The organism is Metabacillus mangrovi (genome assembly GCF_009711125.1).
Classification (GTDB): Bacteria; Bacillota; Bacilli; order Bacillales; family Bacillaceae; genus Metabacillus_B; species Metabacillus_B mangrovi.
In genome coordinates this window covers 173,653-198,575 of sequence record NZ_WMIB01000002.1, presented here as the reverse complement: position 1 = coordinate 198,575, position 24,923 = coordinate 173,653, and the positions used below count along the sequence as shown (strand labels likewise).

Here is a 24,923-nt window from a genome sequence, read left to right as displayed (position 1 = left end):
CTATTGCTTTTGTTCTTTCCTGTCAGCTTATATGATGGATGTTCCTGTATTAACCGTCCTGATCGTGAGCAGCAGTGTCTCGGGATCAAACTCAATCGTTCTGCCGCTCCCGCCTCCAGTATCAGAGGATACAAGCTGAATGGCATAATGGGCGAGCAGCTCTTTTACTGCCTCGGTATTCCGCGGGCCGATTCTCATCATTTCATTCTGGGCTTTAAAGGCGAACATCTGGGCGCCGCCCGCCATCTTGGCCTTCAGCCTGCCCGCTGGTGAACCCATCCTTTTTAAATGGACCAGCAGATCAGCAATGGCTGTGTCTGCATATTTGTTCCGGTTGAAGCCTTCACTTCTTGCCAGTGAAGAAGTAGGCAGCATAATGTGGGCCATCCCTGCGTTTTTCAGCATGGGATCATACAGGACAAGACCTATGCAGGATCCAAGCCCTGAGGTCCTGAGCTTAGCAGGCGGGGCAGCCGTACTCATATCTGCAATGCCGATTTTAATAATTCTTTGCTCATCAGTCTTCATCCTGTACCCCCGCAGCCCTGTAAAAAGACTCAAAGGAATCATGATCCGGCAAAAGGAACAAGTGCCCTTGAAGCGGTTCCCGCTGCAGCCCGTCCCCGCCCATAATCATCGTTCGGATCAGCACGGCAAAATCGGCTGCATTTGATAATCCGATCAGCCCTTCGCTGATAATCGCCCCGAACATATCAACTGTGAATTCAGGCACTTCAGGAATGATCAGGAGATTTGTCAATTCAGATAGAGAATTCAGGTAACTTCCCATTAATATGTTGCCGAGCTCGATCAAGGCCGACCTGGCATATTCATCCTTCAGCGGATAACGGAGACTGAGGGAGGAATTTCGAGCGAACTCCCTCAGGAAAAACTCTGCCGAATCCATTTCCATAATAAAATACATACTCCCGGAAATGCTGCCGTTCATCCTGAGAAAAATACAGGCGACCTCTTTCTCTGCACCACCCATTGCCTCGGTAAGTTCGTTAAAAGATACAGCTCTTACCTCCGGCACGTTCATCATGATTTTTCTTTCTAGCAATTTAGAAAGGGCAGTGGCGGAATGTGCAGCACCGATGCTTGCGATTTCCTGAAGAACATCCAGCTGCTCAAAATTCAGCTTCATCGGACTCAGACTCCCGCGGATTGATCAGCCAGAGCCGAAACGGAATGCAGCACTTCTTCAAGGTTGAGCAATATGATGAGCCGTTTACCAGTTTTCGCAACCCCGCTGATGTAATCTGTCTTGACAATGCCCGCCACATCGGGTGACGGCTCGATCTCACCGGGATCAATATCCAGGACATCATTTGCCGCGTCTGCGATGAGGCCTGCCTCCGTATCCATATATTTGACGACTATCATCCGCGTCTGATCCGTTTCTTCAGAGTGATCCAGTTCAAACCTTCCCCGCAAATCAATTACAGGTGTGATGACTCCTCTGAGGTTCAACACCCCTTTAATGAAAGAAGCTGTTCCGGGCACCCTTGTAACCGGCTGGATTTTTTCAATGGATTTCACCAGTTCTACCGGAATGCCGAACTCTTCGTCCCCAAGCCGGAAAATAATGATTTTTTTCATAGAAAGCTCTTTAAGCTGCATGGTTTTTCCCCCAACTTATTTAATAAGTGCGTTGCAATCCACAATCAAAGCGACTTCCCCGTTGCCCAGAATCGTTGCTCCGGAAATGGCGAACACTCCGTTCAGATAGCTTCCCAAAGGCTTCAATACGACTTCCAGCTGTCCGATGAAGGAATCTACGGCCAATCCCGCCAGCTTGTCCCCTTTTTTCACAACGACCATCGATAAATATTCCGAGTCTTCCCCGCTTCCTGCCGGTACGTCGAATATAGAATTCAAGTAAACGAGGGGGACAATTTTCCCTCTGAAATCAATCACTTTCTGATTGTGTGCGTGCATGATTTCATCTTTACGGATAACGGCTGTTTCGATGACAGATGAAATGGGAATCGCATATTTCTCCGCTTCCAATTCAACCATCAGGACAGAAATGATGCTGAGGGTCAGCGGCAGCTGCACCGAAAACAGAGACCCTCTGCCTTCTTCTGAATCTACCGTTACCGATCCGCCGAGTGATTCGATTGCGCTTTTAACGACATCAAGCCCAACTCCTCTGCCTGAAATATCGGAAATTTGTTCTGCAGTGGAGAAGCCCGGTGCAAAAATAAGACTGTTAATCTCTCTGTCTGTCATCTCTGCTGCATCCTGCTCAGAAACGATGCCGCGGGCGATCGCTCTTGACAGCACCTTCTCCCTGCTGATTCCTGCCCCGTCATCAGACACTTCGATAAAGACATGATTTCCGCTGTGATACGCTTTAAGCTCAACAGTCCCTGTTTCAGGCTTGCCGCTTTGAATTCTTGCTTCAGGCGCTTCAATCCCGTGATCCATTGAATTACGGATGAGGTGGACGAGCGGATCTCCGATTTCATCGATTACGGTCCGGTCCAGTTCTGTTTCTGCTCCGATCACCTTAAGCTCGATCTTTTTATTCAAGTCTTTGGCAAGCTGCCTGACCATCCTCGGAAAGCGGTTGAAAACCGTTTCAACCGGGACCATCCGCATATTCAGGATAATGCTCTGCAAGTCACCGGAAATTCTTGTCATTCTCTCAACCGTCTCCTGCAGCTCCGCATTCTTCAAATCACTGGAGATGGTTTCAAGGCGACCCCTGTCAATCACCAGCTCTTCGAACAGATTCATCAGAACATCCAGCCGGTCGATATTAACCCGAATCGTCTTAGAGGCAGCTTTTGGTTTGGTTTCATTCGCTTCATCAGATGCAGCCGGTCCTGCCGGTGATTGAACCTGTACTCCTGGCGGGCCAACCTCTCCTGCAAACATACTTTCAATTTTAATAGGCTCCGCAATTGCACGCTCAATCTCGGAAACTTTCAGCACCCGGCTTTCCAATTCTTCTTTTGAAAGCTTCGTTACAATAGCAACCGTAAATTCATGATCGAAATTTTCTTCTTCCAGCTGGTCCACTGACGGAGCACTCTTGATCACCTCACCTGCCTGATCAAGAATCTCAAACACCATAAACGCTCTTACAGCTTTTAACAGGCAGCCTTCCCTCAATGTGACGCTCAGTTCGAATGCCTGGAAGTCCTGATCGAGGGACTGACGGATAATCGTTTTTTGAAAATCGTCATATGCACCCAGGCTTTGCTGGGGGGGAACAGCACTTTCCACAGCTGCTGCTGCTTCATTCTTGCCTTCCTCAATTGCCTTTAGCCGGGCAACCACTCCAGTGACATCCTTCTTCCCGTCTCCGCCATCAGCAATTGAGAAAACTATATCTTCAAGCAGATCCAGTGAAGCGAATACTGCATCCAAAAGATCAGGGGTAACCATGTTTTTTTCGTTCCGGATTGCATCCAGCACATTTTCCATCTGATGGGTAAGGCTTGCAAGATCCTCATACCCCATTGTCGCGCTCATCCCCTTCAGCGTATGTGCCGAGCGGAAAATATCGTTTACAATTGTCAAATCTCCCGGATTTTTTTCCAGTTCCATCAGCTTTTCATTGCAGGCCTGTAAGTGTTCTTTGCTCTCTTCAATGAATATTTCCAGGTATTGACTCATTTCCATCCGGCTTGCCCCCTATGATTGAATGTAATGCAAGATTCTTTCTGCTATATTGTCTGCGTCCTCGACAGCATCAATCAGATCTGCTGCGATGGCGCTTCTTGGCATGCCATAAACGATCGAAGTATGTTCAGACTCGGCGATGGCGTTTGTATTTCCTTTTTCCTTCAATAAACAAAGACCTTTTGTGCCATCGCTTCCCATTCCGGTCATGATCACTGCAATATTGCTGAATCCTTCCAGTATGCTGATGGATTCAAACAGTACATCCACGGATGGGCGGTGTCCATTCCGGGCCGGCTCCTGATCCACTTTTATAAACAGGTCCTTCCCTTTTTGCAAAACCGTCAGATGGGATCCGCCGGGAGCGATATAGGCTGTACCGGCTTCCGCTTTCTCCCCGCTGCATGCCTCTTTTACTTGAATCATGCTGATTCTGTTCAGGCGTTCTGCCAATGATGCAGTAAAGCCTTTAGGCATATGCTGAACGATGAATACAGGGCCCCCTAAATCTGCCGGAAGGGATGGCAGCACCCGCTGAAGTGCTCTGGGGCCTCCAGTGGATGTTCCCATGCAGATGAGCGGTGCTGTTTCTTGTCGAATCCTATTATATTCTATAGGAATATTTTCCTTTACAGAAGATATTTTACTATATTTCGTCTTTAATAAGTGCGGTTTTTGATTTTTTTCAGGGACTAAAGGCATATTAATTTTAGCATGCTTGGCAGAAAGAACTTTTTCCCGTAATTCATCCCGGATTTTATGCAGATCTAACGAAATGGCCCCTGAAGGCTTCGCTACAAAATCAACTGCTCCTGCTTCGAGTGCAAGAAAGGTCGCCTCTGCTCCTGCTTGTGTAGTGGAGGAGAGCATGATAACAGGCCTCGGAGAAAACGTCATGATTTCTTTTACCGCATCGATGCCGTTCATAACCGGCATTTCAACATCCATTGTTATAACGTCCGGGTTCAGCTTTTCTATTTTTTCGATCGCATCTCTGCCATTCCTTGCCGTTCCTGCTACTTCAATTCCTTTATAGCCGTGAAGGAAGTCATTGATCATCTTTCTCATAAATGCGGAGTCATCCACAATTAAAACTTTCATGTTACCCACCTTTTCCAGCTGTACTCTTCAACAGATTTTTCAGCCTTGCCATAAAATTGCCGGAATGGCTGCTTTCAAATCCAGTTTCTCTTTCTTCCAAAAAACAGCCTGCAGCGTGGCGGATCGCTTTCGAGTATTTTGATTTTGGATACGAAACGGTCACTGGAGAACGCTTTAGAACAGCGTTTGAAACCGCAGAGTCCTCTGGCAGAAAGCCCAGCCGCTGCACTTTCGCTGACAGGAATTTTGCCAGGACGGACGAGATCCGCTCATATGCAAACGCTGCTTCTTTATCGCTGGAAGATTTATTGATGATAAGGGATAATCTGCTCTCAGCACGCGCCAGAAGAATGTGCTTTGCAGCAGAGTATGCATCCATTAATGAAGTGGGCTCCGGTGTGACTACCAGGATGATTTCATCGGCAGCCAGCAGAAATTGCAGACTTTCCTTTGTCATGCCCGCTCCCATATCGAAAAAAATGTAATCATATTGATCCATCAGTTGTTCGAGTTCATGCAAAAAGGAATGGACCTCACTGCTCTCAGGCAGAAAAAAGTCGTTAAAAGCCCGGCCTCCCGCAATATAGTCAATGCCTGCAGGGCTTTTTTGAATGACTTTTTGCAGGGGGAGTTTCTGCTGCCAGAAATCGAGGATCGAGTATTCAGGTGCTTCTCCAAGCACGATGTCAACATTCCCCATGCCGATATCAAAATCAAAGAGTAAAACTCTTTTTCCCTTTTCTGCAAGCTGCAGGCAAAAATTCACCGTAAAGCTTGTCTTTCCGGTCCCGCCTTTTCCGCTGGCAACCCCTATTGCATTGGCACGGATCTTAGATTCCTGCCGGGCAGCTGAAAACATTTCCCTCAATTTTTGAGCCTGGTCGCTCATCTTCTCTCACCTAGTAAGAGATGAACCACATCCGCATGTGAGGCCGGCTTCAGGTCATCCGGCACATTTTGACCTGAAGAAAAACAGGCAATCCCTTTCCCTGAGCGAACCACGGCTTCATATAGAGCGCCGTAGGTGTCCGTTTCATCCAGTTTCGTAAAAATCAGCTGCCTCACCTGAAGGGGTTCAAAGTGCCTGATGATGTCGTGGATATCTTTACTCTTGGCTGCTGCGGAGAGCGTCAGAAAGACATCCATCTCCTTATCGATGCCGATTAAGGAACGCAGTTCTTCAATATACTCACCGTGCTTATAATTTCTCCCGGCAGTGTCTACAAAAATATGATCCACCCCGGCGAATTTTTTTCTTGCTTCTGCAAAATCTTCATGACTGTAGCAGATTTCAATCGGGACATTGAGAATTTTCGCATAGGTTTTCAGCTGGTCGATCGCTGAAATCCGGTACGTGTCGGTCGTAATAAAAGCAGCGGATTTCTTTCTGCTGACAATGCAGTCGGCAGCAAGCTTAGCGATGGTGGTTGTTTTTCCGACACCGGTCGGACCAGCGAGAACGATGCATTGCTTGCTGTAATCCAAACCGCCAAAGTCATACCCGGCAATCGCCGTTTTCAGGAGCCGGGCTGCCTCTTCACTTATTCTCTTTATATTTTGGTTTTCAGGAGATTGAAACCAGTAAGTAAGCAGCGGATTGACGAGATCGTCGATCCGTTCAGCTCCGATTCCCTGTTCCGCAAGATTCGACCGGATTTCTCCAATAGGAGACGGGACAGTAAAGTGGACGGGTGGAGGCGCTGCGGTTGCTGATTCAGGAGGTGCTGCCTGGTGCACTTTGGAAAAATTGTTTTTCTGCATGCTGCGGAGCACAGTGCTTCCGGTATTCCGCACAATCGGAGTTTCAGCCGCATCCGGATCTGCTGCTGCAAATACCTCAATCTGTTTTTTTGTAAATAACCCGAACAGTCCGCCTGTTTCGACCACTTTCGAGTGAAGGATAACGGCATCTGCACCTAAATCTTCCTTCACTTTTTTCATCGCATGCTGCATGGTTGCAGCTGTATATTTTTTCACCTTCATGCTACGTTGACCACTCCTATGCTTTGAACTTCCACATTCGCTTCCAGCTCATTATAGGAGAGCACAGGCACTGCGGGAAAATAGCGTTCCAAAAGCTGTTTTATATACATCCTGACTGCCGGCGAGCAAAGCAGCACCGGGGATTGTTCCTGAAGGGACACCATTTCCAGCTCCTTTGCCACAGATTCGATGATGGATTGAGATACAGACGGGTCGAGTGACAGATAATTGCCGTGCTCGGTCTGCTGGACCCCTTCCGCCACAAGCTTTTCAACACGGCCTGAGAGAGTGACGACTTTTAATACATTGGTTTCATTAGAGAACTGCTCTGTTATTTGTTTTGCAAGAGCCTGCCGTACATATTCGGTTAAAATATCGCTGTCTGACGTCATCTTTCCATAATCGGCAAGGGTCTCAAAGATGACCGGCAGATTACGGATCGAAACTCCTTCTTTCAGCAGCTTGGCAAGCACCTTCTGGATCTCTCCCACTGACAGCGGGGACGGAGTCACCTCATCTGCAAGAATTGGATAGGCTTCCTTGAGATGATCGATGAGCTGCTTTGTTTCCTGCCTCCCGAGCAGCTCATGGGCATGCTTTTTAATGGTTTCGGTGATATGGGTGGAGACCACTGACGGCGGGTCGACCACTGTATAGCCGAAGAGCTCGGCCTGATCCTTCATCGCTTCCGCTATCCACTTAGCCGGGAGCCCGAATGACGGTTCAACGGTGTCGATTCCCTCAACTGAATCATCATCAGCACCCGGAGCCATGGCAAGATAATGCTCGAGCAGCAAATCACCGCGTGCCGCTTCATTCCCCTTAATTTTCAGCCTGTATTCATTCGGCTGAAGCTGAATGTTATCCCGGATTCTGACGACAGGGATCACAATGCCGAGCTCAATGGCGAGCTGTCTTCTGATCATGACGATCCTGTCCAGCAGATCCCCGCCCTGTGAGCTGTCTGCAAGGGGTATCAGACCGTAGCCGAACTCAAACTCGATCGGATCCATGCTTAACAGCTGAACAATGCTTTCCGGGCTTTTCATTTCTTCAGGATCCGGCTGAACATCCAGATCCGCTTCAGGCACTTCTTTCAATTTTTTCTGGCTCTGCTGCATCATATAGGCACCAAGAGCAAGTGCTCCTGCAATGGGTCCGGTAACAAGAAGGCCAATCGGAGTAAAGATTCCAAGCAAAAGCATTGAACCGGCGGCCACATACATCATCTGAGGGTAAGCAAACAGCTGTTTGCTGATATCCCCTCCCAGATTCCCTTCCGATGCAGCTCTTGTGACCACAATACCGGTAGCGGTCGAAATGAGGAGGGCAGGGATCTGACTGACAATCCCATCTCCGACGGACAGCATCGTAAAATGGCTGGCTGCTTCTGCGAAAGGCATTCCCTGCTGCACAATACCAACAATCATTCCAAATATGAGGTTGATGATGACGATGATGATACCGGCAATTGCGTCCCCTTTAACAAATTTACTCGCTCCATCCATCGCTCCGTAGAAATCAGCTTCGTTCCCCACTTTTTCACGGCGGATGCGGGCTTCCTGCTCAGAGATCATTCCGGCGTTCAAATCTGCATCGATGCTCATCTGCTTACCTGGCATCGCATCCAGGGTAAAACGGGCAGCTACCTCCGAAACACGCTCGGAACCTTTAGTAATAACAACGAATTGGATGATGACCAAAATAATAAATACCACGAATCCGACTAAAACATTCCCGCCTACTACAAAGGTACCGAATGTTTCAACCACTTTTCCGCCTTCTCCATTGGTAAGGATCGCTCTCGTGGTTGATACATTCAGACCAAGCCTGAACAGGGTTAAGAGCAAAAGCAAAGAAGGAAAGATCGAAAATTCAAGAGGCTCTCTCATATTCATGGATGTTAAGAGCACAAGCAAAGCGAGAGAGATATTGCAGATGATCAATAGACTCAGAAGCCATGTAGGAAACGGGATGATCAGCATGGCGACAATGAGTACAACACTAACTAACACAGATAAATCTCTTGTTGACATTTTCCTTCCCCGCTTTCAATCTCACAAGAATTACATCGTATTTTTCAGACGGTAAATATAAGCCAGAATTTCAGCTATTGCTTTGAAAAATTCTTCCGGTACAGCCTGTCCGATTTCCACCTGGGCGAACAGTGCTCTTGCCAGCGGCTTGTTTTCAATCGTTTCAATTCCATGTTTTCCGGCAATCTCTTTTATTTTGAGGGCAACAAGATCTGCGCCTTTCGCCACCACATACGGGGCGTCCATTTTAGAATCGTCGTATTTTAATGCAACAGCAAAATGCGTCGGGTTTGTGATAATGACATCTGCATCAGGGACATCCTGCATCATTCTCTTCATTGCCATTTCTCTTTGCTTTTGCTTAATTTTGGACTTTATAAGCGGATCTCCCTCAGACTTTTTATACTCGTCTTTAATATCCTGTTTGGACATCCGGATGTTTTTCTCAAAATCATATTTTTGGTACATGTAATCAAGCAGGGAAAGAAAGAGTAGCGCACATCCAGCCGCAAGTCCCATCTGCACCGTCAATGTACCGAGGAACTGCAGGGACTGTTCAACAGTCAGGTAAGGGAGCCGCAGGATATCCCCGAGGCGCATCCAGATGACCGCCCCAGTTACAGAAGCAGTGAAAAGGATCTTCAGGATGGATTTTAAAAATTCTACGACTGCCCGGATCGAATAGATTCTCTTGAACCCTTTGATCGGATCGATTTTTTCAAACTTAGGCTGTATGGCTTCGGTGGAGTACAAAAAGCCGACCTGAATATAATTGCTGATCAGTCCCGCTGCGAGAGCCGCTCCCAAGACTGGAGCCATAAGATAGGCCGCTTCAATGGAAACGGAGACCATGAGGGTCTCGACCGTCTTTTCTGTTACAGGAAGCATCATGTAATCCTGAATCGTCCCTCTGACAAATGCGATCAGCCGGTCTCTGTAAAAGGCTCCGAAGACCATCAGCACAAAGAAAACGGCAAGCAGGTTGATCGCCATACTGACGTCTGCACTTTTGGCAACCTGTCCTTTTTTCCTCGAGTCCTGACGCTTTTTCGGGGTGGCTTTCTCTGTTTTTTCTCCTGAAAAAAATTGGATGTCAAGCTGGATCCGAAGCATTCCCTGTACCTCCCAGCAGCCTGATTAAATTTCGCATCGTCTCCGCAAGTGTCTCGAACAGGCCTTGCATGACAAAGAATAACGCACTCATGACAATGATCAGCAGCACAAATGAGAGCAGCATTTTAATCGGGAGACCTACAACAAAAATGTTCATTTGCGGGACGGTTTTGGCAACGATCCCAAGCGCGATATCTACGATAAAAAGCGAACCAACAATCGGCAGGGACATTTGAAAAGCGATCAGAAACATAGCCGAAAAGGAAGTAATCAGAAAATCCGGTATCGACTCACCCTCCAGGCTGAAAGAAAAGGTGTCCGGCGGAATATACCTGAAGCTGTAGAACACGCCGTCGAGCAGCATATGGTGGGCGTTCAGACTGAGCATCAGAAGAAGGGCAAGCGTATTGAGGAGCTGGCCGATCAGCGGACTTTGTGCCCCGGTCTGCGGATCAATGATGTTTGCGATGGCAAATCCGATCTGAAAATCCATAAAGCTTCCGGCAATCATAATGCACGTATAGATCAAATACGCAATAAAACCGATCATCAAGCCGATAAAAATTTCTTTCATTAACAAAAGATAAAAGGCTCCGTTCACTTCAAGGTCAGGGGGCTGGACCGATTCAAACATAATGAGGGAAAGAAAAAAAGCAAAACCCGCTTTATGAACAGCCGGAATCGTCCGATAAGAAAAGAGAGGCAGCGTGATGAGAAAAGCTGACAATCTCGCGAGAATTAATAGAAAAAAAGGATAATGGCTCAATATGGACATGTCAGCCTACAAACCTGTTAAGATTGCCGAAAATATCCGCTGCATAGGATACGAGCGTTGTCAGCATCCATGGGCCGAAAAAGATCAGTCCGACCATGACCGCTACAATCTTCGGAATAAAGGCCAATGTCTGTTCCTGGATCTGGGTTGTTGCCTGAAAAATGCTGACAGCCAAGCCGATCACCAATGCAACAATCAGCAGCGGCCCGCAAATCAGCAAAGTGGTATAAACTGCTTTCTCAGCAATGGAGATGACCATTTCTGAACTCATCTGCATTCTCCTCCTTAAAAACTTTGAAGCAATGACTTTATGACTAAGTACCAGCCATCCACCAGAACAAACAGCAGAATCTTAAACGGCAGCGAAATCATAACCGGGGGAAGCATCATCATCCCCATGGACATTAAAATACTTGCAACAACCATATCGATCACAAGAAACGGAATAAAAATCATAAATCCGATTTGAAACGCCGTTTTGATCTCACTTATGGCAAATGCAGGAACGAGCGCGGTAATCGGAATATCCTCCACAGATTCCGGCTTTTTCAGGTTTGCATAGTTTAGAAACAATTCAAGATCCTTCTGTCTCGTATGCTTGCTCATAAACTCTTTAAATGGTTTCTCAGCCTTTGTGTAGGCTTCTTCCAGCGTGATCTTTTCTTCCAGCAACGGTGTCAGAGCCTGTTCGTTCGCCTCAGCAAGCACCGGACCCATAATGAAGAAAGTAAGGAAGAGCGACAAGCCGATCAAAACCTGGTTAGGCGGCATCTGCTGGGTCGCAAGCGAAGTTCTGACAAACGACAGTACAATGACAATTCTTGTAAAACAAGTAAATAAGATCAGGATGCTCGGCGCGAGGGAAAGTATGGTGAGCAGCAGCAGCAGCTGCACGGATGTGCTGACATTTTGCGCTTCCCCTGTTCCAAGAATCTCCATTAAATCATTCATTGCTTATTCCCTTTCTTCAGCCATTCTTCTTCCTTCTGTCTTCGTTCTGCTTTCATCTCATCGAGCTGCTTCTGAAGAGTCTTTTTAAATGAAGCACTCTTCTCTTCTCCCTGTTTAGCCGCAATAGCCGAAGCGGTTTTGGCAAGAAATTTTCTGGCTCCCTCAAAGTCGGCTCCTTTGTCTGCATACTGGCGGGTGATTTTATCGATTTCTTCCCTGTCATCGATCGTCTTCAGCAGCTGTACTGAATCTCCCACTCCAACGACCATAATCACATCGCCTGCTTTTACGAGCTGAATGGACCGGTTTTGGCCAAGCGGCGTCCCTCCCAGGGTCTGAAGGTAGACTGCAGGCCGGATTACCCTGTTTTTTGCCGATAAGACCCGGAAAATAAAATAGATCAGGCCGGCAACAAAGATGGTAGCGAAAATCATTTTAATCACATCCCAGGCAGTGACACCGGGAGGTCTGCTTTCAGAAGCAGGCGTATCTTCTTTTTCTGCCGGATCAGCCTTTGGCTCCTGTTTTAAGTAATCCTCCACTGTGCCGCCGGATGAAGATGCGGCCACAGGGGAAGAAGGAAGTAAAACGGCAGCGAGGATCAGGAGAATACTGATCCCGATGATCATTTTTTGTACCTTTGCCATTTTAGCTTAGTGTTTTGGAAATGGCTTCGATTACCCGGTCAGCCTGAAATGGTTTTACGATAAAGTCTTTAGCTCCCGCCTGAATGGCGTCGATTACCATAGCCTGCTGGCCCATCGCAGAGCACATAATCACTTTGGCGTTCGGGTTCATTTTTTTGATCTCTTTCAATGCTGTAATGCCGTCCATCTCAGGCATTGTAATATCCATCGTCACAAGGTCCGGCTGGAGTTCTTTATATTTCTCTACAGCCTGGGCGCCATCTGCCGCTTCACCCGCTACATCAAATCCGTTCTTTGAAAGAATATCCTTGATCATCATTCTCATAAATGCAGCATCGTCTACGATTAAAATTCTTTTTGCCATGTTTGCCACTCCCATTATTTAAGTTTGTTCAGTCTGTCTTGCTGGCTGATTATATCTGTCACCCGGACTCCGAAATTTTCGTCTATGACAACAACCTCGCCCTTGGCAACAATTTTCCTGTTTATCAGAATATCTACCGGCTCACCGGCAAGCTTGTCAAGCTCAATAATGGACCCTGATGATAATTCAAGGATTTCCCTTATAGACCGTTTTGTGCGCCCGAGTTCAACTGTTACCTGAAGCGGAATATCCATCAGCAGATCCAGGTTGCGGTTCTCTGCGGCAGGAGGCTGTAGAGGGTCAAAGCTTGCAAATTCAGCAGGCTTCACTTCATATTCCGGCTGCGGTGCCCTGTAAGATGGCTGTGCAGGTGGTGCAGCATGTGTCTGATAAGCTGACCCGTTATATGGATCCTGCTGCCTGTGCTGACTGGCGCTTTGCGGCGGCTGCGGAGGGGTATATGGATTCTGTTCAACGGCTGCAGGCGCTGGTGCGGGTGGTTCCTCTTTTACCTGAGCTGCGGGATTCATCAGCTCCTGAATCAGGTCCTTCGCAAAAGCGAGCGGCAGCACCTGCATGATGCTCGAGTCAATCAGTGCCCCCACCTTAAGCCGGAACGAAACCTTGATGATCATTTCAGCATCCGGTATCGCATCTGTTCCTTCACCCGTAGGAATGTTTAACAGATCAAGTCTTGGCGGGCTGATATCGACCTTTTTGTTAAAGATTGTCGACATGCTTGTTGCAGCAGAACCCATCATCTGGTTCATCGCTTCCTGAACAGCACTTAAGTGGATTTCCCCCATTGACAGGTCGGGGCTTGTACCGTCACCGCCAATCATCAAGTCCGCGATGATGGCTGCGTCACTTTGCTCAATAACAAGCAGGTTGCTCCCTCTAAAACCTTCCGTATAATTCACCTCGATGGCAACATATGGCTGAGGGAATTCATTGGCAAGCTGATTTTTCTCGATAATGGAGACTTCAGGAGTTGTTATTTCAACCTTTTGATTCAGTAAGGTTGACAGAGCGGTAGCAGAGCTCCCGAACGAAATATTGCCGATTTCCCCTAAAGCATCTGCTTCCATCTCATCCAGATAATCCTGTATTTGATGAGAGCCGGATGCTTCTTCCTCTATTCCAGTGCCTTTCAGCAAAGCATCAATTTCATCTTGTGATAGCATCTCATTACTCCCCATCTTCATTCCCCCCAAAATAGTGTTCAAGTATCTGGACAGCTAATTTGCGGTTTATTTTTCCTGGCTGTGCTGTGTATTTTGGAATGTCTCCTATTTTAATGAGGAGAGGCTGTCCGATCGGCTGGTCCATTTGGATAATGTCGCCTTTCTGCAATTCCATGAATTCATGAATCGTAATTTCAGAAGATCCGAGCTCTGCTGAAACGGTAATCTGTGTTTTTTCAATCCGTTCTTTCAAAGCGTCCGTCTCAGCGGGATCCACCTCTTTACGGTCAGACTGCATCCAATAATGGACGGAAAGCTTTGGAATGATCGGCTCGAGTACGATATGAGGGATACAGAGATTGATCATCCCGCTCGTATCTCCTACTTGGACGGTGAGGGAAATCACAATCACCGTTTCATTTGGAGAAACCATTTGAATAAATTGTGGATTCACTTCGAATTCCTGCATTTCCGGCTCAATTTCCGCGATGGTCTGCCACGCTTCCCTGTAACTGTCCAGTGATTTTTCAAACAAATTGGACATGATTCTTGTTTCGATTTCTGTCAGCGTATCGATCTTATTAAAACCGGACCCCAGGCCTCCCATCACCCGGTCCATCATGGCATAAGCGATATTCGGGTTTACTTCCATCACGATCCTGCCTTCTAGAGGCTGAACCTCGAAAATGTTCAGGATGGTCATCTTCGGCATGGACCGGACGAACTCTTCATAAGGAACTTGATCGACTGAAGCGACTGTGATCTGGATGTATGTTCGCAGCTGTGCTGAAAAGTAAGTCGTCAGCAGTCTGGCAAAGTTCTCATGAATTCTCGTAAGGCTTCGGATCTGGTCTTTTGAAAACCGGAGTGCCCGTTTAAAATCATACGTCTTGATTTTCTTCTCCGCATCTTCGCGCTTTAACTCTTCTGCATCCATTTCTCCCGTTGTAATAGCTGAAAGAAGGGCATCAATTTCACTTTGGGACAGTACTTCTCCGGACATGCCTTCACCTCCTCAAATTGTTCATTATTGCAGGATGAAGGAGGTAGTATAGACTTTCTCAACTTTTCCTTCTTGCATAAGACGATTTATGCTTCCCATAATCGTTTTTTTAAGCGCCTCCTTGCCGTCTTTACCGGCAAGCTGTTCGGCCTTCATACTGCTCAGTTCAGAAATGACAACGTCTTTCACTTGGAATTCCCTTTTCTCAAGCTCTTCCTTCGCTTTTTTGGAATCCGTTTCAAGCTTCAGTGAAATACGTACGATGTTTCCTCCTGCAAGATTGGTTGTCAGCTCCGGTACTTCAACAGAGGACTCCACAATCTCATCGATTGTCGGCGCACCCGTCGTCTCTTTCTCAAAAAAATTCGTCATCAAGGCAAGAGCGGCTACCCCGATCAGCGTAATGGAGGTGATGATGATAAACATGATGGATAATAGCTTTTTATTCATTCTCCTGCTCCTTCACCTTGTTTGAAATGGCCAAAAGGCCAATCTCCCGGTAAAATTCTTTCATCTGGCTGATTACATCCGTTTCCTTCTCGGAAACAATGTATTTCCTGCCGTTCGAAAGGGTAATGGCTGTATCCGGGAAGGACTCTACCAGTTCAATCTGCAGTGCATTCAAATAGAAGGTTTGGCCGTTTAAGCGGGTTACTTTAATCATTAAGATCGGGAATGGCTATGCCGCCATTCCCTGCCCCCCCATCTTATCGTTTAAGATTCATAAGCTCCTGCAGAATTTCATCGGAAGTCGTAATGATTTTAGTGTTTGACTGAAATCCGCGCTGCGCGACGATCATTTCTGTAAATTCTTCAGAGAGATCGACGTTGGACATTTCTAATGAGCCTGCCTGTACTGTACCAATCCCGGAGAGTCCAGCTGCACTCGTTACCGGAGCTCCGGAGTTAGTCGTCTGCGTATAAAGGTTGTTCCCCTTCTTTTCAAGCCCTCCGGCATTAGGGAATTTTGCGATTTCGATTAATCCCGCGTATTTAAGATCTCCATTCTCATCTACGTATGAAACCGCACCATCTTGCCCGATACTCATTGATTTAGCATCTGCAGGAATGTTAAGAGGCTTTTTGGAGTATCCTGGTACACTTGTTATATTGCCTGTTTGGGGATCAGCCACTGGAGCAGGTTTAGCAGCACCTCCCCCTACCGTATCAGTTGACCATGCTGAAAGGTACTGCCCTGAACTATTTACTATATTTCCTGCATTATCCAGATAGAAGTTCCCTGCTCTTGTGTATGAAATATTCGTAAAGGCGCCGCCATTTGACTCTCCCACTTGAAAAAACCCATCGCCTGAGATAGCCAAATCTAAATTCCTTCCAGTTGTCTGCATGCTTCCGCCCGTGTGGATCGTGTCAATGGCTGCAAGCTGAGAGCCAAGACCCACTTGACGCGGATTCGTTCCTCCGAGACCTGCAGCAGGTGCACTGGCTCCGGAAACCGATTGGCTGTAAAGATCCTGAAAAATGGTACGTCCCTTTTTAAATCCGTGTGTATTTACATTTGAAATATTGTTTCCGATTACATCCAGTTTTGTTTGAAAGTTTTTCATCCCGCTGATACCAGAATATAGTGATCTTAACATTTGTTTTTCCCCCATTTTTTTGGATGGCTGCTTCTGTTTTTCCGCAGCCTGGCTTCCCTTTGTGGGTCCGGCCATGTCAATCCAGTATGATTGTTCCGTTAATATTCGTAAAAATCTGTGATGAAGCTTCCTTGCGGTTCATGGCTGTGATAATGACCGCCTTTTTCACGTTGACGATAAATGCTCCTTCTTCTGATAGAACGAGAGCCTCTTTGACTCCTTTTTGCATGGCCGTCTTCAAACTGCTGTTCATTTTCAGCCATTTGTCTTCCGGAAGCGAAATGCTGCGCTCCTTCAGGCGGGCTTGGGCGTGCTTGCTTATCGTCAGTTCTTTGCCTAGATAGCTTTCCAAAGATGCGTTTGGTGTCTTAACCGTTTCTTTTCGGTAAAGGAAGAGTGGAGGGAGTGTCAGATGGTCAATTCTCTCCATTGCTTCCAGCTGTCTTTTCAGAAACCCGGATAATCTCATCCGTATAGATGATGGTTCCATCCAGAAGTTCAAGTGTTACTTCATTGTTTTTTCTGCTTACCGCTTTTACTTGCTGAGAGCCCTCTTTTACCGTTTCATTTCCTTCAGCATCCTTTTCCTTATAGGAGTAAGTGATTTCTTTGCCGATCAGCGGACTGTATTGCAGGATCTGATTGCCGGATTGGGTGTTTAAGAAGGTCTGCATCGTACTGTTCATATTGGACATCTGCTCAAGGGAGGAGAAGGATGCCATTTGGGCAATAAACTCTTTATCTTCCATCGGGTTGAGCGGGTCCTGATTTTGCAGCTGAGTCATGAGAATCTTCAGGAATTCATCCTTGCCGAGCGCACTTGAAGGCTTTCTCTCTCCATTCTGCAAGGTTGAGAGCATAAAAGAAGAATCAATTCTTGTTTCCATCTAATCACCTACTCTGTTAAATTAGCTATCTCTTCAGATAAAGAGTCTTCGAAGTCAGTCCGTCCGGCCTCGTCTCTTCTGCTCTGCTGATGCTGCTCCCTCTGCCGTCCGCTTTGCTCCTGAGGAAGTTCGCGCCCCGGATGGGAGTGGGATTGAAAAACTTCTATTTTATCGATGTGCAGCGACTGCTGGTTCAAGCCCTGCTTTAACTGATGAAGATTGCTCTCAATCGCTTCTTTAATATGAGCGTTTACGGCTGTGAACTTCGCTGTCCATTTTCCATCAGACTGCATAATTTCAATTCTAAGTTCGCCAAGATGTTCAGGATAAAGCTTCAGGAACAGTTTTTCAGACCCGTTGACAGCTGTAAATCTACTCGATGCCATCAGCTTTTGAAGCTGTTCCATCAAATATTCCTGGCGGACTCCATTTCCTTCCGGATTCATTTTTAAAAACAGGGACAGGTGCTCAGGCTTTGAGAGTGGGGACTGCAGCTGTAAACCTAGCAGCTCCTCTTTGGTTGATGAAATAGTATTTCCGGCAATTTTTTCACTATTGTTTTCCATCGTGTTGACCAGCGGCAAATCCTTTAAAACAGGACCTGTAAACCCGAGGTCAGATGGCAGATTTGCAGGAGAGCCTGCCTGTGTTTGTACCATATTCCTGATAAAACTACGTGGTAAAACATTCGCTGCTTGAGCTTCGAGCTGACTGATGAGCGAAGCTGATGCATCCAATCCTTTTTTAGCGGGTGCTGAGAGGCTGCTTCTCAAGGAAGCTTCATGTTGTAGATTGGCTGCTAGATTTACATTTTTTCCAGTTGAGGCCGCAATATCCAAGCTGTTTTGTAAAAATGATTTTGCAGTGTTCCTTAACGATTCTTCGTTACTTGTTTTTATAAGAAGCTGGGCCATTTGCTTGCTTCCAATACTTGCATCTTTACTCTCAAGTTCTCCTAACCACACATCAGGTTTCAAATTTTCAATTGAGTCCAAACCAAGAAGCTCAGTTAGATTACTTGTAAGTTGTGTTTTTCCTGCCAATATTTGATGTGATGATTCTGGAAGGTTTTCGATGATTTGTTCTGCTGTTTGATTATGCGTTGAGATCCCCTGCCCAGGAGAAGGGCTTGTCATCATAATCGGCAATCTCTGATTTAATCCTTTTATAAAGTCCACACCCTGCTCTGTTCCATATGATATTTCTAAATCTTTCTCGGATGACAGATGGACTGATGGATCTAAAAGATTCGCAGGATTTGAATCAAGATTAGCGGGAATCAACGGGTCAGAAAGAAGACCTGATAATCGAAAAACCAAATAATTAATAGTATTTATTATTTCACCTAGTCTTATTGCTGATTGATCATCAGCATCTGGAGAAATACTGTTTGTCTCCGCAAGTAAATGATCACCTTGTGAGGTTTTGTTGGATAATTTAGCCAACTCTTTCTCAAGAATGTTTAGGCTTTTTAAATTGTGTTCAGGTTTTTCCAACAGTTCGATATTCTCCATGAAAGTCTGACCGGATGAATTTGCGAGCTTAACTGTTTCCAGCTGTCTAGGCGGTATGAAGCTGCTGGAAACGAGAGCTTTACCGGCCGCCGATCCAGGCTGATTAATCAGCAGGGAAAAGAGCCCTGCTTCTACCTGTTCCAGCTCTGCCAATAGCTCTGGATCGGCGTTTTCCTGCTCGTGTAGTCCAGATAGCTTTACTTGAAGGTTTTCAAATAAAGCAAGAAGATTATCTGCATTAATAGGTTGGGATTTACTTTGGTGCTTTAAAATAGGATTGATTTTACTTCCATTTTCTGAGGCGTTCAGGCTTTCAAGCAGTCCATAAAACCCAGTTTGGCCACCGCTTTCATGAACGGACGGCACATCTGCAGAAAGGCCGGCAGAAATGGATTGCAGCGGGAGAATCACGTCATTCACCACCTTTGTTATCGGCTAGCTTGCCTGTATACATCGCGGCTTCTTCAGGTGTCATTTTTTCGAGAATATCGGTGACCTGTGCATCTTTCATGGTTTGGAGAATTTTCATCGCATCCTCTTCACCGAGGAGCGGGAGGATTTCAGCAGCTTTGCTGCTGGACATGTCCTCATAAAGCTTTGTGATATCTTTTTGTCCGGATTGTGCGGATGACGCTGCATCAAGCTGTGCTTTCAGGTCCTCGACCTCTTTTGTTAACCCTGCTATTTTTTTCTCTTTGAGAAGCACGTCATTTTCCATTGCATCGATTTCCTGCTCTTGAATGGACAGCTGCTTGGTCAGTTCTCCGTTCTCATCCTCTGCATTCTTTAGACGCTCACTGGATGCCGGAGAAGATGGCTTTTCGTCCTGCTCACTATTCTTTGTGCCGCCGGCCGCCGAAATTGCATCGATCGCTGTCTTTCCTACATCAACCCCTGCCATCGACAGGATGACAGCTGTTAAAGTCAGGGTAAACACAAGCGGGATGAAGATTACAAACAGGAACCATTGAAATTTTCCGTATTCCTTTTTATTTTCCAACTTCCTTCACCTAAATTCCCTTGAACATAAATGACCGTATGGATAAATCATCCATGCTTTTTAAATCATTTTGTTTATCAAGTTCCATACTCGTTTCAGCATGCTGTTCTTTCATTTTTTCGAATTTTTTGACTTCGGAATTGCTTTCCATCAAAATTTCTTGTTTCTCGTTCATCCGCCTGCGGCTGATCATCACCAGCTTTTGATAGTGTTCGATCGCCTTATCCAGATTCGTTATAAACAGCTGATAATGCCGGATTTCCTGGATAGGCATCCCGCGTCTCAGCTGATCTTTCGTGTTTTCTTCCAGCGTTTCTTTTTTCTTCATCGAATCATACAGCTTTTCTGCAGCAGCTTCGAAGTCGCTCACAGAACGGTTATAGTCGGCAAGGCTTTGCTCTTTCGCATTTTCCTTCAGTTCAAGTATCTTTTGAAAGCGGAACGTGTATCCCATTAGTCAGTTCCCATCTCCATTTTTTTATATAATTCTCCCACGCTGTCTCTTAGTGACACATTTTCATGTACTTCCTGCTTTAAAAACTCCAGAATTTCCGGATAGAGTCTGATTGCTTCGTCGATCTCAGCAGACGATCCCCGCTTGTACGCGCCAATATTGATCAGATCTTCCGAATTCAAGTACGTGGACAAGTATTCTCGAAGCCTGGAAGCAGCCTTCCTGTGTCCTGGCGATACAAGCTGGTTCATTACCCGGCTGATGCTTTTCAGTACATTGATCGCCGGGAACTGTCCTTTGTTAGCAAGGGACCGGTCCAGCACATAATGCCCGTCGAGAATTCCCCTAACCGTATCGGCGATCGGCTCATTCATATCATCGCCATCCACAAGCACGGTGTAAAAAGCGGTAATGGATCCTTTTTCATTCGTCCCGGTCCTCTCCAGGAGCTTGGGAAGAATGGCGAAGACGGAAGGTGTATACCCTTTAGTAGTGGGAGGCTCTCCAATCGCAAGACCGATTTCCCTTTGCGCCATCGCTACCCGGGTCACTGAATCCATCATCAGCATGACATCTCTTCCGGTGTCCCGGAAATACTCGGCGATGGCTGTTGCTGTGTAGGCTGCTTTGATCCGCATCAAGGCAGGCTGATCAGAGGTCGCAGCCACAACAATTGACCGTTTTAACCCTTCCGGACCTAAATCCCTCTCGATAAATTCACGGACTTCTCTGCCCCGCTCACCGACAAGGGCAATTACATTCAGATCCGCTTTAGTGTTTCTTGCAATCATCCCCATCAGTGTGCTCTTTCCTACCCCGCTGCCGGCGAATATTCCGACTCTCTGGCCCTTCCCCACAGTAAGAAGGGAATCAATCACCTTCACTCCGACCTCCATCGGTTCACTGATCGGAGGGCGTTTCATGGGATTAGGAGGGTCCTGATCAGAGGGTACCAGGGAAAGCCCTTTTGGCAGTGCTCCATCTTCCAAAGGCTGTCCAAGTGCATTGAGCACGGAACCAATCAACGGCAGACCCGCACGGATTCGAAGGGGCTCTTTTGTAGCTTCCACGATGCTTCCCGGTGAAATTTCCGAAACTGCCGAGAAAGGCATGAGCAGGACATTCTCTTCCTTGAAGCCAACTACTTCTGCCGGAATTCTTTTTCCTTTTCCAGCTCCTGCATGAATGTAGCACAGGTCGCCGATCGAGCTTGCCGGCCCTCTTGATTCAATCATCAGCCCGACAACCCGCTTAACTTTTCCGTACCTTTTATAAGAATCAATGGTTTCAACTACATGCAGAAGTTCTTTTGCCTTCATTCCGGATCTCCCTCATTCAGCCGTTCCTTCAGCTGGCGTTCAAGCTGCTGAAGCTGTGTCTGAACCGAGGCATCAATTCTTCCAAAGGAGGTTTCTACAAAACAGTCAAATTCAGAGAGTCCTTCATCCATGTAAAGATAGAGCTCCTGCTCATTCGTGAGCATCTGCTTCAATTCATTTTTTTGGGACCGGACATACTCGTATCGGCCGGGATGAACAAATAGTTTAATCTCTTCATAATCTTTCACTTCTTTGATCAGCTGCCTGACCATTCCGCTCATCAACTCGCTGTTTTCTTCAAGGGTATGTCCGATGATTTTTTCCGCCATCCTGACAGCAAGGGTTACGATGGTCTCTTCTGATGATTCCATTTTTTCGTGGTAGTCTGTCCGCGACATTTCAATGAGGCTGTTCGCTTCCCTGATTAATCCGGACGTTTGTTCAAACCCGTCCTGCCTCCCGTATTGAAGGCCTTCCCTGTATCCTTCTTCACGGGCTTCTTCTTCAAGCCTTCTTTTCTCCGTCTCCCAGTTTTCTTTTTCCGATGCAATCGCATGCCGGACTGTTTCTGCCTCTGATTTGGCCCGGGAGATCATTTCTTCACTTTTGACCTTTGCCTGTAAAGAAATTTCAGGTTCCAGGGCTGAGTCATCAGGCTGATTGATCTGCAGCTGGACGATGGGAACGATAGCTGCTGCTTTTTGTGCGTTATTAATGGGAGAGCGGGATTTTATCAGCCTAGACAATGATATCGTCTCCTCCGCCCCGTGCAATGACAATTTCCCCGTTTTCTTCCAGCCTGCGGATGACTCCCACAATTCTGGATTGCGACTCCTCCACATCCCGCAGACGCACAGGTCCCATGTATTCCATTTCTTCTCTGTATGTCTCCGCCATCCGGGTAGACATGTTTTTAAAGACAATTTCCCTGACCTCTTCACTGGCGACTTTAAGCGAAAGCTTCAAGTCTTCATTATCCACATCTCTAATCACCCGCTGAATCGCGCGGTTATCAAGTGTGACGATATCTTCAAAAACGAACATGCGTTTCTTAATTTCTTCTGCCAGTTCCGGGTCCTGGATCTCCAAGGCATCCAGGATGGTTTTCTCTGTACTCCGGTCGACTCCATTGAGGACTTCAACCACTGATTCCACTCCGCCTGTCTGCGTATAGTCCTGGGTAAAAGCAGAAGATAGCTTTTTTTCAAGAATCTGTTCCACTTCATTGATGATTTCCGGCGAGGTCCTGTCCATCACCGCAATCCTCCTTGCTATATCCGCCTGAACTTCCTGGGGAAGCTCTGAAAGGATCTGCCCGGCCTGTACCGGATCGAGATAGGACAAGATAAGCGATATCGTCTGCGGATGTTCATTCTGGATGAAGTTTAAGATCTGGCCCGGTTCTGCTTTTCTGGCAAAATCGAACGGCTTTACCTGAAGAGTGGAGGTCAGCCTGCTGATGATGGCTGTTGCTCTGTCTTCACCTAGGGCCCGCTCGAGTACTTCCTTCGCGTAGGCAATCCCTCCGGAAGAAATAAAATCCTGCGCCATCGCAATTTGATGAAATTCTTCAAGGATGTCTTCCTTTTTCGTTGCCTCTACAGTGCGCACTCCGGAGATTTCAAGGGTGAGCCTTTCAATCTCTTCTTCGGACAGATGTTTATAAACCGAAGCTGATACATCCGGGCCCATCGAGATAAGGAGGATGGCCGCTTTTTGCTTCCCTGTTAATTTTGTCTGGTCTCTTCTTGCCATTTGCTTTCCTCCTTAATCTTCCGACAGCCACGTTCTTAAAAGCTTGGCAAAATCCTCTGGTTTTTCCTTGGCGAGCTTCTCCAGCTGCCTGCGCCTCACAGTACCTTCTGACTCAATACTTTCATTTACATCCGGGACGTTCAGGGGAATCTGAATGATTTCTTCTTCATCCTCTTCATCCCGCCTCTTCTTGCGGAAAAGCAGGAAGATCAGCAGCAGGATGACCGTAAGGAGAACCCCTCCCGCAACATACACCCAGATCGGAATCCCCTGTGATGGGGTTTGTTCAATCGCTTGCATTTTTCCTTCGAACGGCTGAACGGATACAACAATTTTATTCTCCAGGTCTTGGTCTGTCAGAGGCTCACTGCCCTCTTCTTTGTTGATGGATGTTCGGACAATAGTAGAGAGCATCTGCCTGATATCCTCGACGCGCTCCTCGGGAATCGATCCCGGATTGTCAGCGTTCGGAGGCTCTACCATGACTTGTATCCCTAGATCACGGATTTTAAAAGGACTTTCTGTAATTTGCTTTTTAATGCGGTTCACTTCGTTATTGATCCGTTCTTCCGTGCGCTCATAGTCACCTGAGCCGTCCCCGCCGGCTTCATTGTAGTTCGGGATATCCCCTTCGCCGGTTCCGGCAGTTCCGCCCGCAGCCTGGGCTCCTTCCCCAGAATAGGCTTCGGTGATTCTCTCCGCACTGACCTGAATGCCTTCCATATTTTCTTTATCGACCGGTTCTACAAGATTCTCCTCCCGGTTTTCCTGTGTAAAGTCAAGGTCAGTAGTAACCGATACGACTACTTTGTCCTGCCCCATCATCGTACCAAGCATCTTTTGGACCTGCTGCTGCAGGTCACGCTCTATGCCCATTTTTATATCATGCTGTGAAGCATAGCTGCTGACAGCTGGATCGTTTTCTTTATTTTTGTCAAAATAGTTAAAGTTGTCATCCATGATGACGATATTATCTTCAGGAAGATTCGGAACACTCTTGGATACGAGATGATAAAGAGCGTCTACTCTCGTCTGATCTAATTTGCTACCGGGCTTCATCGTCACCACAATCGAGGCAGATGCCTGTTCAGTTTCCTCTCCGACAAACACGGTTTCCTGAGGAAGATTGATCATGACACTTGCGTCCTTGACCCCTTCGATTCCGCTGATCAGGTTGGAAAGCTCGGTCTGAGTTGCTTTCAGCTTGAGTACATTAAACTCATTATCCGTCATCCCGAACCCGACGTTTTGTCCGAAAAAGGAATAATCAATCTGGCCGCTTTCAGGCAGCCCTTCTGCTGCAAGGTCCACCTTCAAGCTGTTCACCATTTCAGCAGGAACGAGAATGGAGGTTCCATTGTCCGCGATCTGTGATGCGACCCCCTGGGCATCAAGCGTCTCCTTGATTTGCCCCGACTCTTCAAGGGTCAGCTCCTTGTACAGCGGAACAAGGTTCGGGCGTGAAAGGAAATACCCCAGGATGGAAAAAATTACGATAGCTGCCAGTGTGCCGCCAATCATTAATCCCTTTTGTCTGTTTGTTCTCCCCCTCCAATAGAGAAGGATTTTTTCACCTGTTTCTCTGAGTTTCTGATTCATT

Annotated in this window: 28 protein-coding genes; all 28 read right to left on the bottom strand. The window is 46.8% G+C overall.

The genetic code is table 11. From position 1 onward, the window contains the following. Window positions 1-27: 27 nt before the first annotated feature. On the bottom strand, window positions 28-528 hold the full coding sequence (locus GKZ89_RS05040) for a chemotaxis protein CheD (RefSeq protein WP_155111300.1): 501 nt from the start codon (window positions 526-528) through the stop codon (window positions 28-30). Continuing rightward, complete coding sequence (locus tag GKZ89_RS05035; RefSeq protein ID WP_155111299.1) at window positions 518-1,147, bottom strand: chemotaxis protein CheC; 630 nt, start codon at window positions 1,145-1,147, stop codon at window positions 518-520. Before GKZ89_RS05035 ends, GKZ89_RS05040 begins: the two co-directional genes overlap by 11 nt. Window positions 1,148-1,152: 5 nt before the next feature. Continuing rightward, window positions 1,153-1,623 (bottom strand): chemotaxis protein CheW, encoded by a 471-nt coding sequence (locus GKZ89_RS05030; RefSeq protein WP_155111298.1) that lies wholly within the window; start codon window positions 1,621-1,623, stop codon window positions 1,153-1,155. Window positions 1,624-1,638: 15 nt separating this feature from the next. Then, window positions 1,639-3,636 (bottom strand): chemotaxis protein CheA, encoded by a 1,998-nt coding sequence (locus GKZ89_RS05025; RefSeq protein ID WP_155111297.1) that lies wholly within the window; start codon window positions 3,634-3,636, stop codon window positions 1,639-1,641. 12 nt (window positions 3,637-3,648) lie between these two features. Further along, window positions 3,649-4,746: a chemotaxis-specific protein-glutamate methyltransferase CheB gene (locus tag GKZ89_RS05020; RefSeq protein ID WP_162356500.1), complete on the bottom strand. Its 1,098-nt coding sequence runs from the start codon at window positions 4,744-4,746 to the stop codon at window positions 3,649-3,651. Continuing rightward, window positions 4,739-5,626: a MinD/ParA family protein gene (locus tag GKZ89_RS05015; RefSeq protein WP_155111295.1), complete on the bottom strand. Its 888-nt coding sequence runs from the start codon at window positions 5,624-5,626 to the stop codon at window positions 4,739-4,741. Before GKZ89_RS05015 ends, GKZ89_RS05020 begins: the two co-directional genes overlap by 8 nt. Further along, complete coding sequence (locus GKZ89_RS05010) at window positions 5,623-6,720, bottom strand: flagellar biosynthesis protein FlhF (protein ID WP_155111294.1); 1,098 nt, start codon at window positions 6,718-6,720, stop codon at window positions 5,623-5,625. Before GKZ89_RS05010 ends, GKZ89_RS05015 begins: the two co-directional genes overlap by 4 nt. Continuing rightward, window positions 6,717-8,756 carry a flagellar biosynthesis protein FlhA gene (gene flhA, locus GKZ89_RS05005; RefSeq protein ID WP_155111293.1) on the bottom strand — a complete coding sequence of 680 codons (2,040 nt, stop codon included), beginning with the start codon at window positions 8,754-8,756 and terminating at the stop codon, window positions 6,717-6,719. Before flhA ends, GKZ89_RS05010 begins: the two co-directional genes overlap by 4 nt. Window positions 8,757-8,786: 30 nt before the next feature. Then, the gene (gene flhB / locus GKZ89_RS05000) at window positions 8,787-9,869 is read right to left on the bottom strand and encodes a flagellar biosynthesis protein FlhB (protein ID WP_155111292.1); all 1,083 of its coding nucleotides are present in this window, start codon (window positions 9,867-9,869) and stop codon (window positions 8,787-8,789) included. Continuing rightward, complete coding sequence (fliR, locus tag GKZ89_RS04995; protein WP_155111291.1) at window positions 9,850-10,644, bottom strand: flagellar biosynthetic protein FliR; 795 nt, start codon at window positions 10,642-10,644, stop codon at window positions 9,850-9,852. The genes flhB and fliR overlap by 20 nt, the downstream gene beginning before the upstream one ends. A 1-nt stretch (window position 10,645) precedes the next feature. Then, a complete protein-coding gene (gene fliQ, locus GKZ89_RS04990) occupies window positions 10,646-10,915 on the bottom strand; it encodes a flagellar biosynthesis protein FliQ (protein ID WP_155111290.1) in 270 nt (89 codons plus the stop codon). 14 nt (window positions 10,916-10,929) lie between these two features. Beyond that, entirely contained in the window at window positions 10,930-11,595 is a 666-nt protein-coding gene (gene fliP / locus GKZ89_RS04985) for a flagellar type III secretion system pore protein FliP (RefSeq protein WP_155111289.1), read from the bottom strand. Next, on the bottom strand, window positions 11,592-12,224 hold the full coding sequence (locus GKZ89_RS04980; RefSeq protein WP_162356498.1) for a flagellar biosynthetic protein FliO: 633 nt from the start codon (window positions 12,222-12,224) through the stop codon (window positions 11,592-11,594). The genes fliP and GKZ89_RS04980 overlap by 4 nt, the downstream gene beginning before the upstream one ends. Window positions 12,225-12,243: 19 nt before the next feature. Then, entirely contained in the window at window positions 12,244-12,606 is a 363-nt protein-coding gene (locus GKZ89_RS04975) for a response regulator (protein WP_155111287.1), read from the bottom strand. A gap of 14 nt (window positions 12,607-12,620) precedes the next feature. After that, window positions 12,621-13,805 (bottom strand): flagellar motor switch phosphatase FliY, encoded by a 1,185-nt coding sequence (gene fliY / locus GKZ89_RS04970; protein ID WP_155111286.1) that lies wholly within the window; start codon window positions 13,803-13,805, stop codon window positions 12,621-12,623. After that, window positions 13,795-14,793 (bottom strand): flagellar motor switch protein FliM, encoded by a 999-nt coding sequence (fliM, locus tag GKZ89_RS04965; RefSeq protein WP_155111285.1) that lies wholly within the window; start codon window positions 14,791-14,793, stop codon window positions 13,795-13,797. Before fliM ends, fliY begins: the two co-directional genes overlap by 11 nt. A gap of 24 nt (window positions 14,794-14,817) precedes the next feature. Continuing rightward, window positions 14,818-15,243, bottom strand: a complete 426-nt coding sequence (gene fliL / locus GKZ89_RS04960; RefSeq protein ID WP_155111284.1) for a flagellar basal body-associated protein FliL — start codon at window positions 15,241-15,243, stop codon at window positions 14,818-14,820. Beyond that, a complete protein-coding gene (locus GKZ89_RS04955) occupies window positions 15,236-15,457 on the bottom strand; it encodes a flagellar FlbD family protein (RefSeq protein ID WP_155111283.1) in 222 nt (73 codons plus the stop codon). Before GKZ89_RS04955 ends, fliL begins: the two co-directional genes overlap by 8 nt. 43 nt (window positions 15,458-15,500) lie before the next feature. Next, on the bottom strand, window positions 15,501-16,394 hold the full coding sequence (gene flgG, locus GKZ89_RS04950) for a flagellar basal body rod protein FlgG (protein ID WP_155111282.1): 894 nt from the start codon (window positions 16,392-16,394) through the stop codon (window positions 15,501-15,503). Window positions 16,395-16,470: 76 nt separating this feature from the next. Beyond that, window positions 16,471-16,824: a TIGR02530 family flagellar biosynthesis protein gene (locus tag GKZ89_RS04945; RefSeq protein WP_162356496.1), complete on the bottom strand. Its 354-nt coding sequence runs from the start codon at window positions 16,822-16,824 to the stop codon at window positions 16,471-16,473. Beyond that, a complete protein-coding gene (gene flgD / locus GKZ89_RS04940; RefSeq protein ID WP_155111280.1) occupies window positions 16,811-17,281 on the bottom strand; it encodes a flagellar hook assembly protein FlgD in 471 nt (156 codons plus the stop codon). Before flgD ends, GKZ89_RS04945 begins: the two co-directional genes overlap by 14 nt. Before the next feature lie 8 nt (window positions 17,282-17,289). After that, a complete protein-coding gene (locus GKZ89_RS21470) occupies window positions 17,290-19,206 on the bottom strand; it encodes a flagellar hook-length control protein FliK (RefSeq protein WP_155111279.1) in 1,917 nt (638 codons plus the stop codon). A gap of 1 nt (window position 19,207) precedes the next feature. Continuing rightward, window positions 19,208-19,795, bottom strand: coding sequence for a MotE family protein (locus GKZ89_RS04930; RefSeq protein WP_155111278.1), 588 nt, complete (start codon window positions 19,793-19,795; stop codon window positions 19,208-19,210). A 10-nt stretch (window positions 19,796-19,805) separates the two neighbouring features. After that, window positions 19,806-20,249 carry a flagellar export protein FliJ gene (fliJ, locus tag GKZ89_RS04925; RefSeq protein WP_155111277.1) on the bottom strand — a complete coding sequence of 148 codons (444 nt, stop codon included), beginning with the start codon at window positions 20,247-20,249 and terminating at the stop codon, window positions 19,806-19,808. Continuing rightward, window positions 20,249-21,568, bottom strand: coding sequence for a flagellar protein export ATPase FliI (gene fliI, locus GKZ89_RS04920; RefSeq protein ID WP_155111276.1), 1,320 nt, complete (start codon window positions 21,566-21,568; stop codon window positions 20,249-20,251). Before fliI ends, fliJ begins: the two co-directional genes overlap by 1 nt. Further along, window positions 21,565-22,314: a flagellar assembly protein FliH gene (gene fliH, locus GKZ89_RS04915; protein ID WP_162356494.1), complete on the bottom strand. Its 750-nt coding sequence runs from the start codon at window positions 22,312-22,314 to the stop codon at window positions 21,565-21,567. The genes fliI and fliH overlap by 4 nt, the downstream gene beginning before the upstream one ends. After that, window positions 22,307-23,323, bottom strand: coding sequence for a flagellar motor switch protein FliG (gene fliG / locus GKZ89_RS04910; protein WP_155111274.1), 1,017 nt, complete (start codon window positions 23,321-23,323; stop codon window positions 22,307-22,309). Before fliG ends, fliH begins: the two co-directional genes overlap by 8 nt. Window positions 23,324-23,335: 12 nt before the next feature. Then, window positions 23,336-24,922 carry a flagellar basal-body MS-ring/collar protein FliF gene (fliF, locus tag GKZ89_RS04905; RefSeq protein ID WP_155111273.1) on the bottom strand — a complete coding sequence of 529 codons (1,587 nt, stop codon included), beginning with the start codon at window positions 24,920-24,922 and terminating at the stop codon, window positions 23,336-23,338. Window position 24,923: the final 1 nt, after the last annotated feature.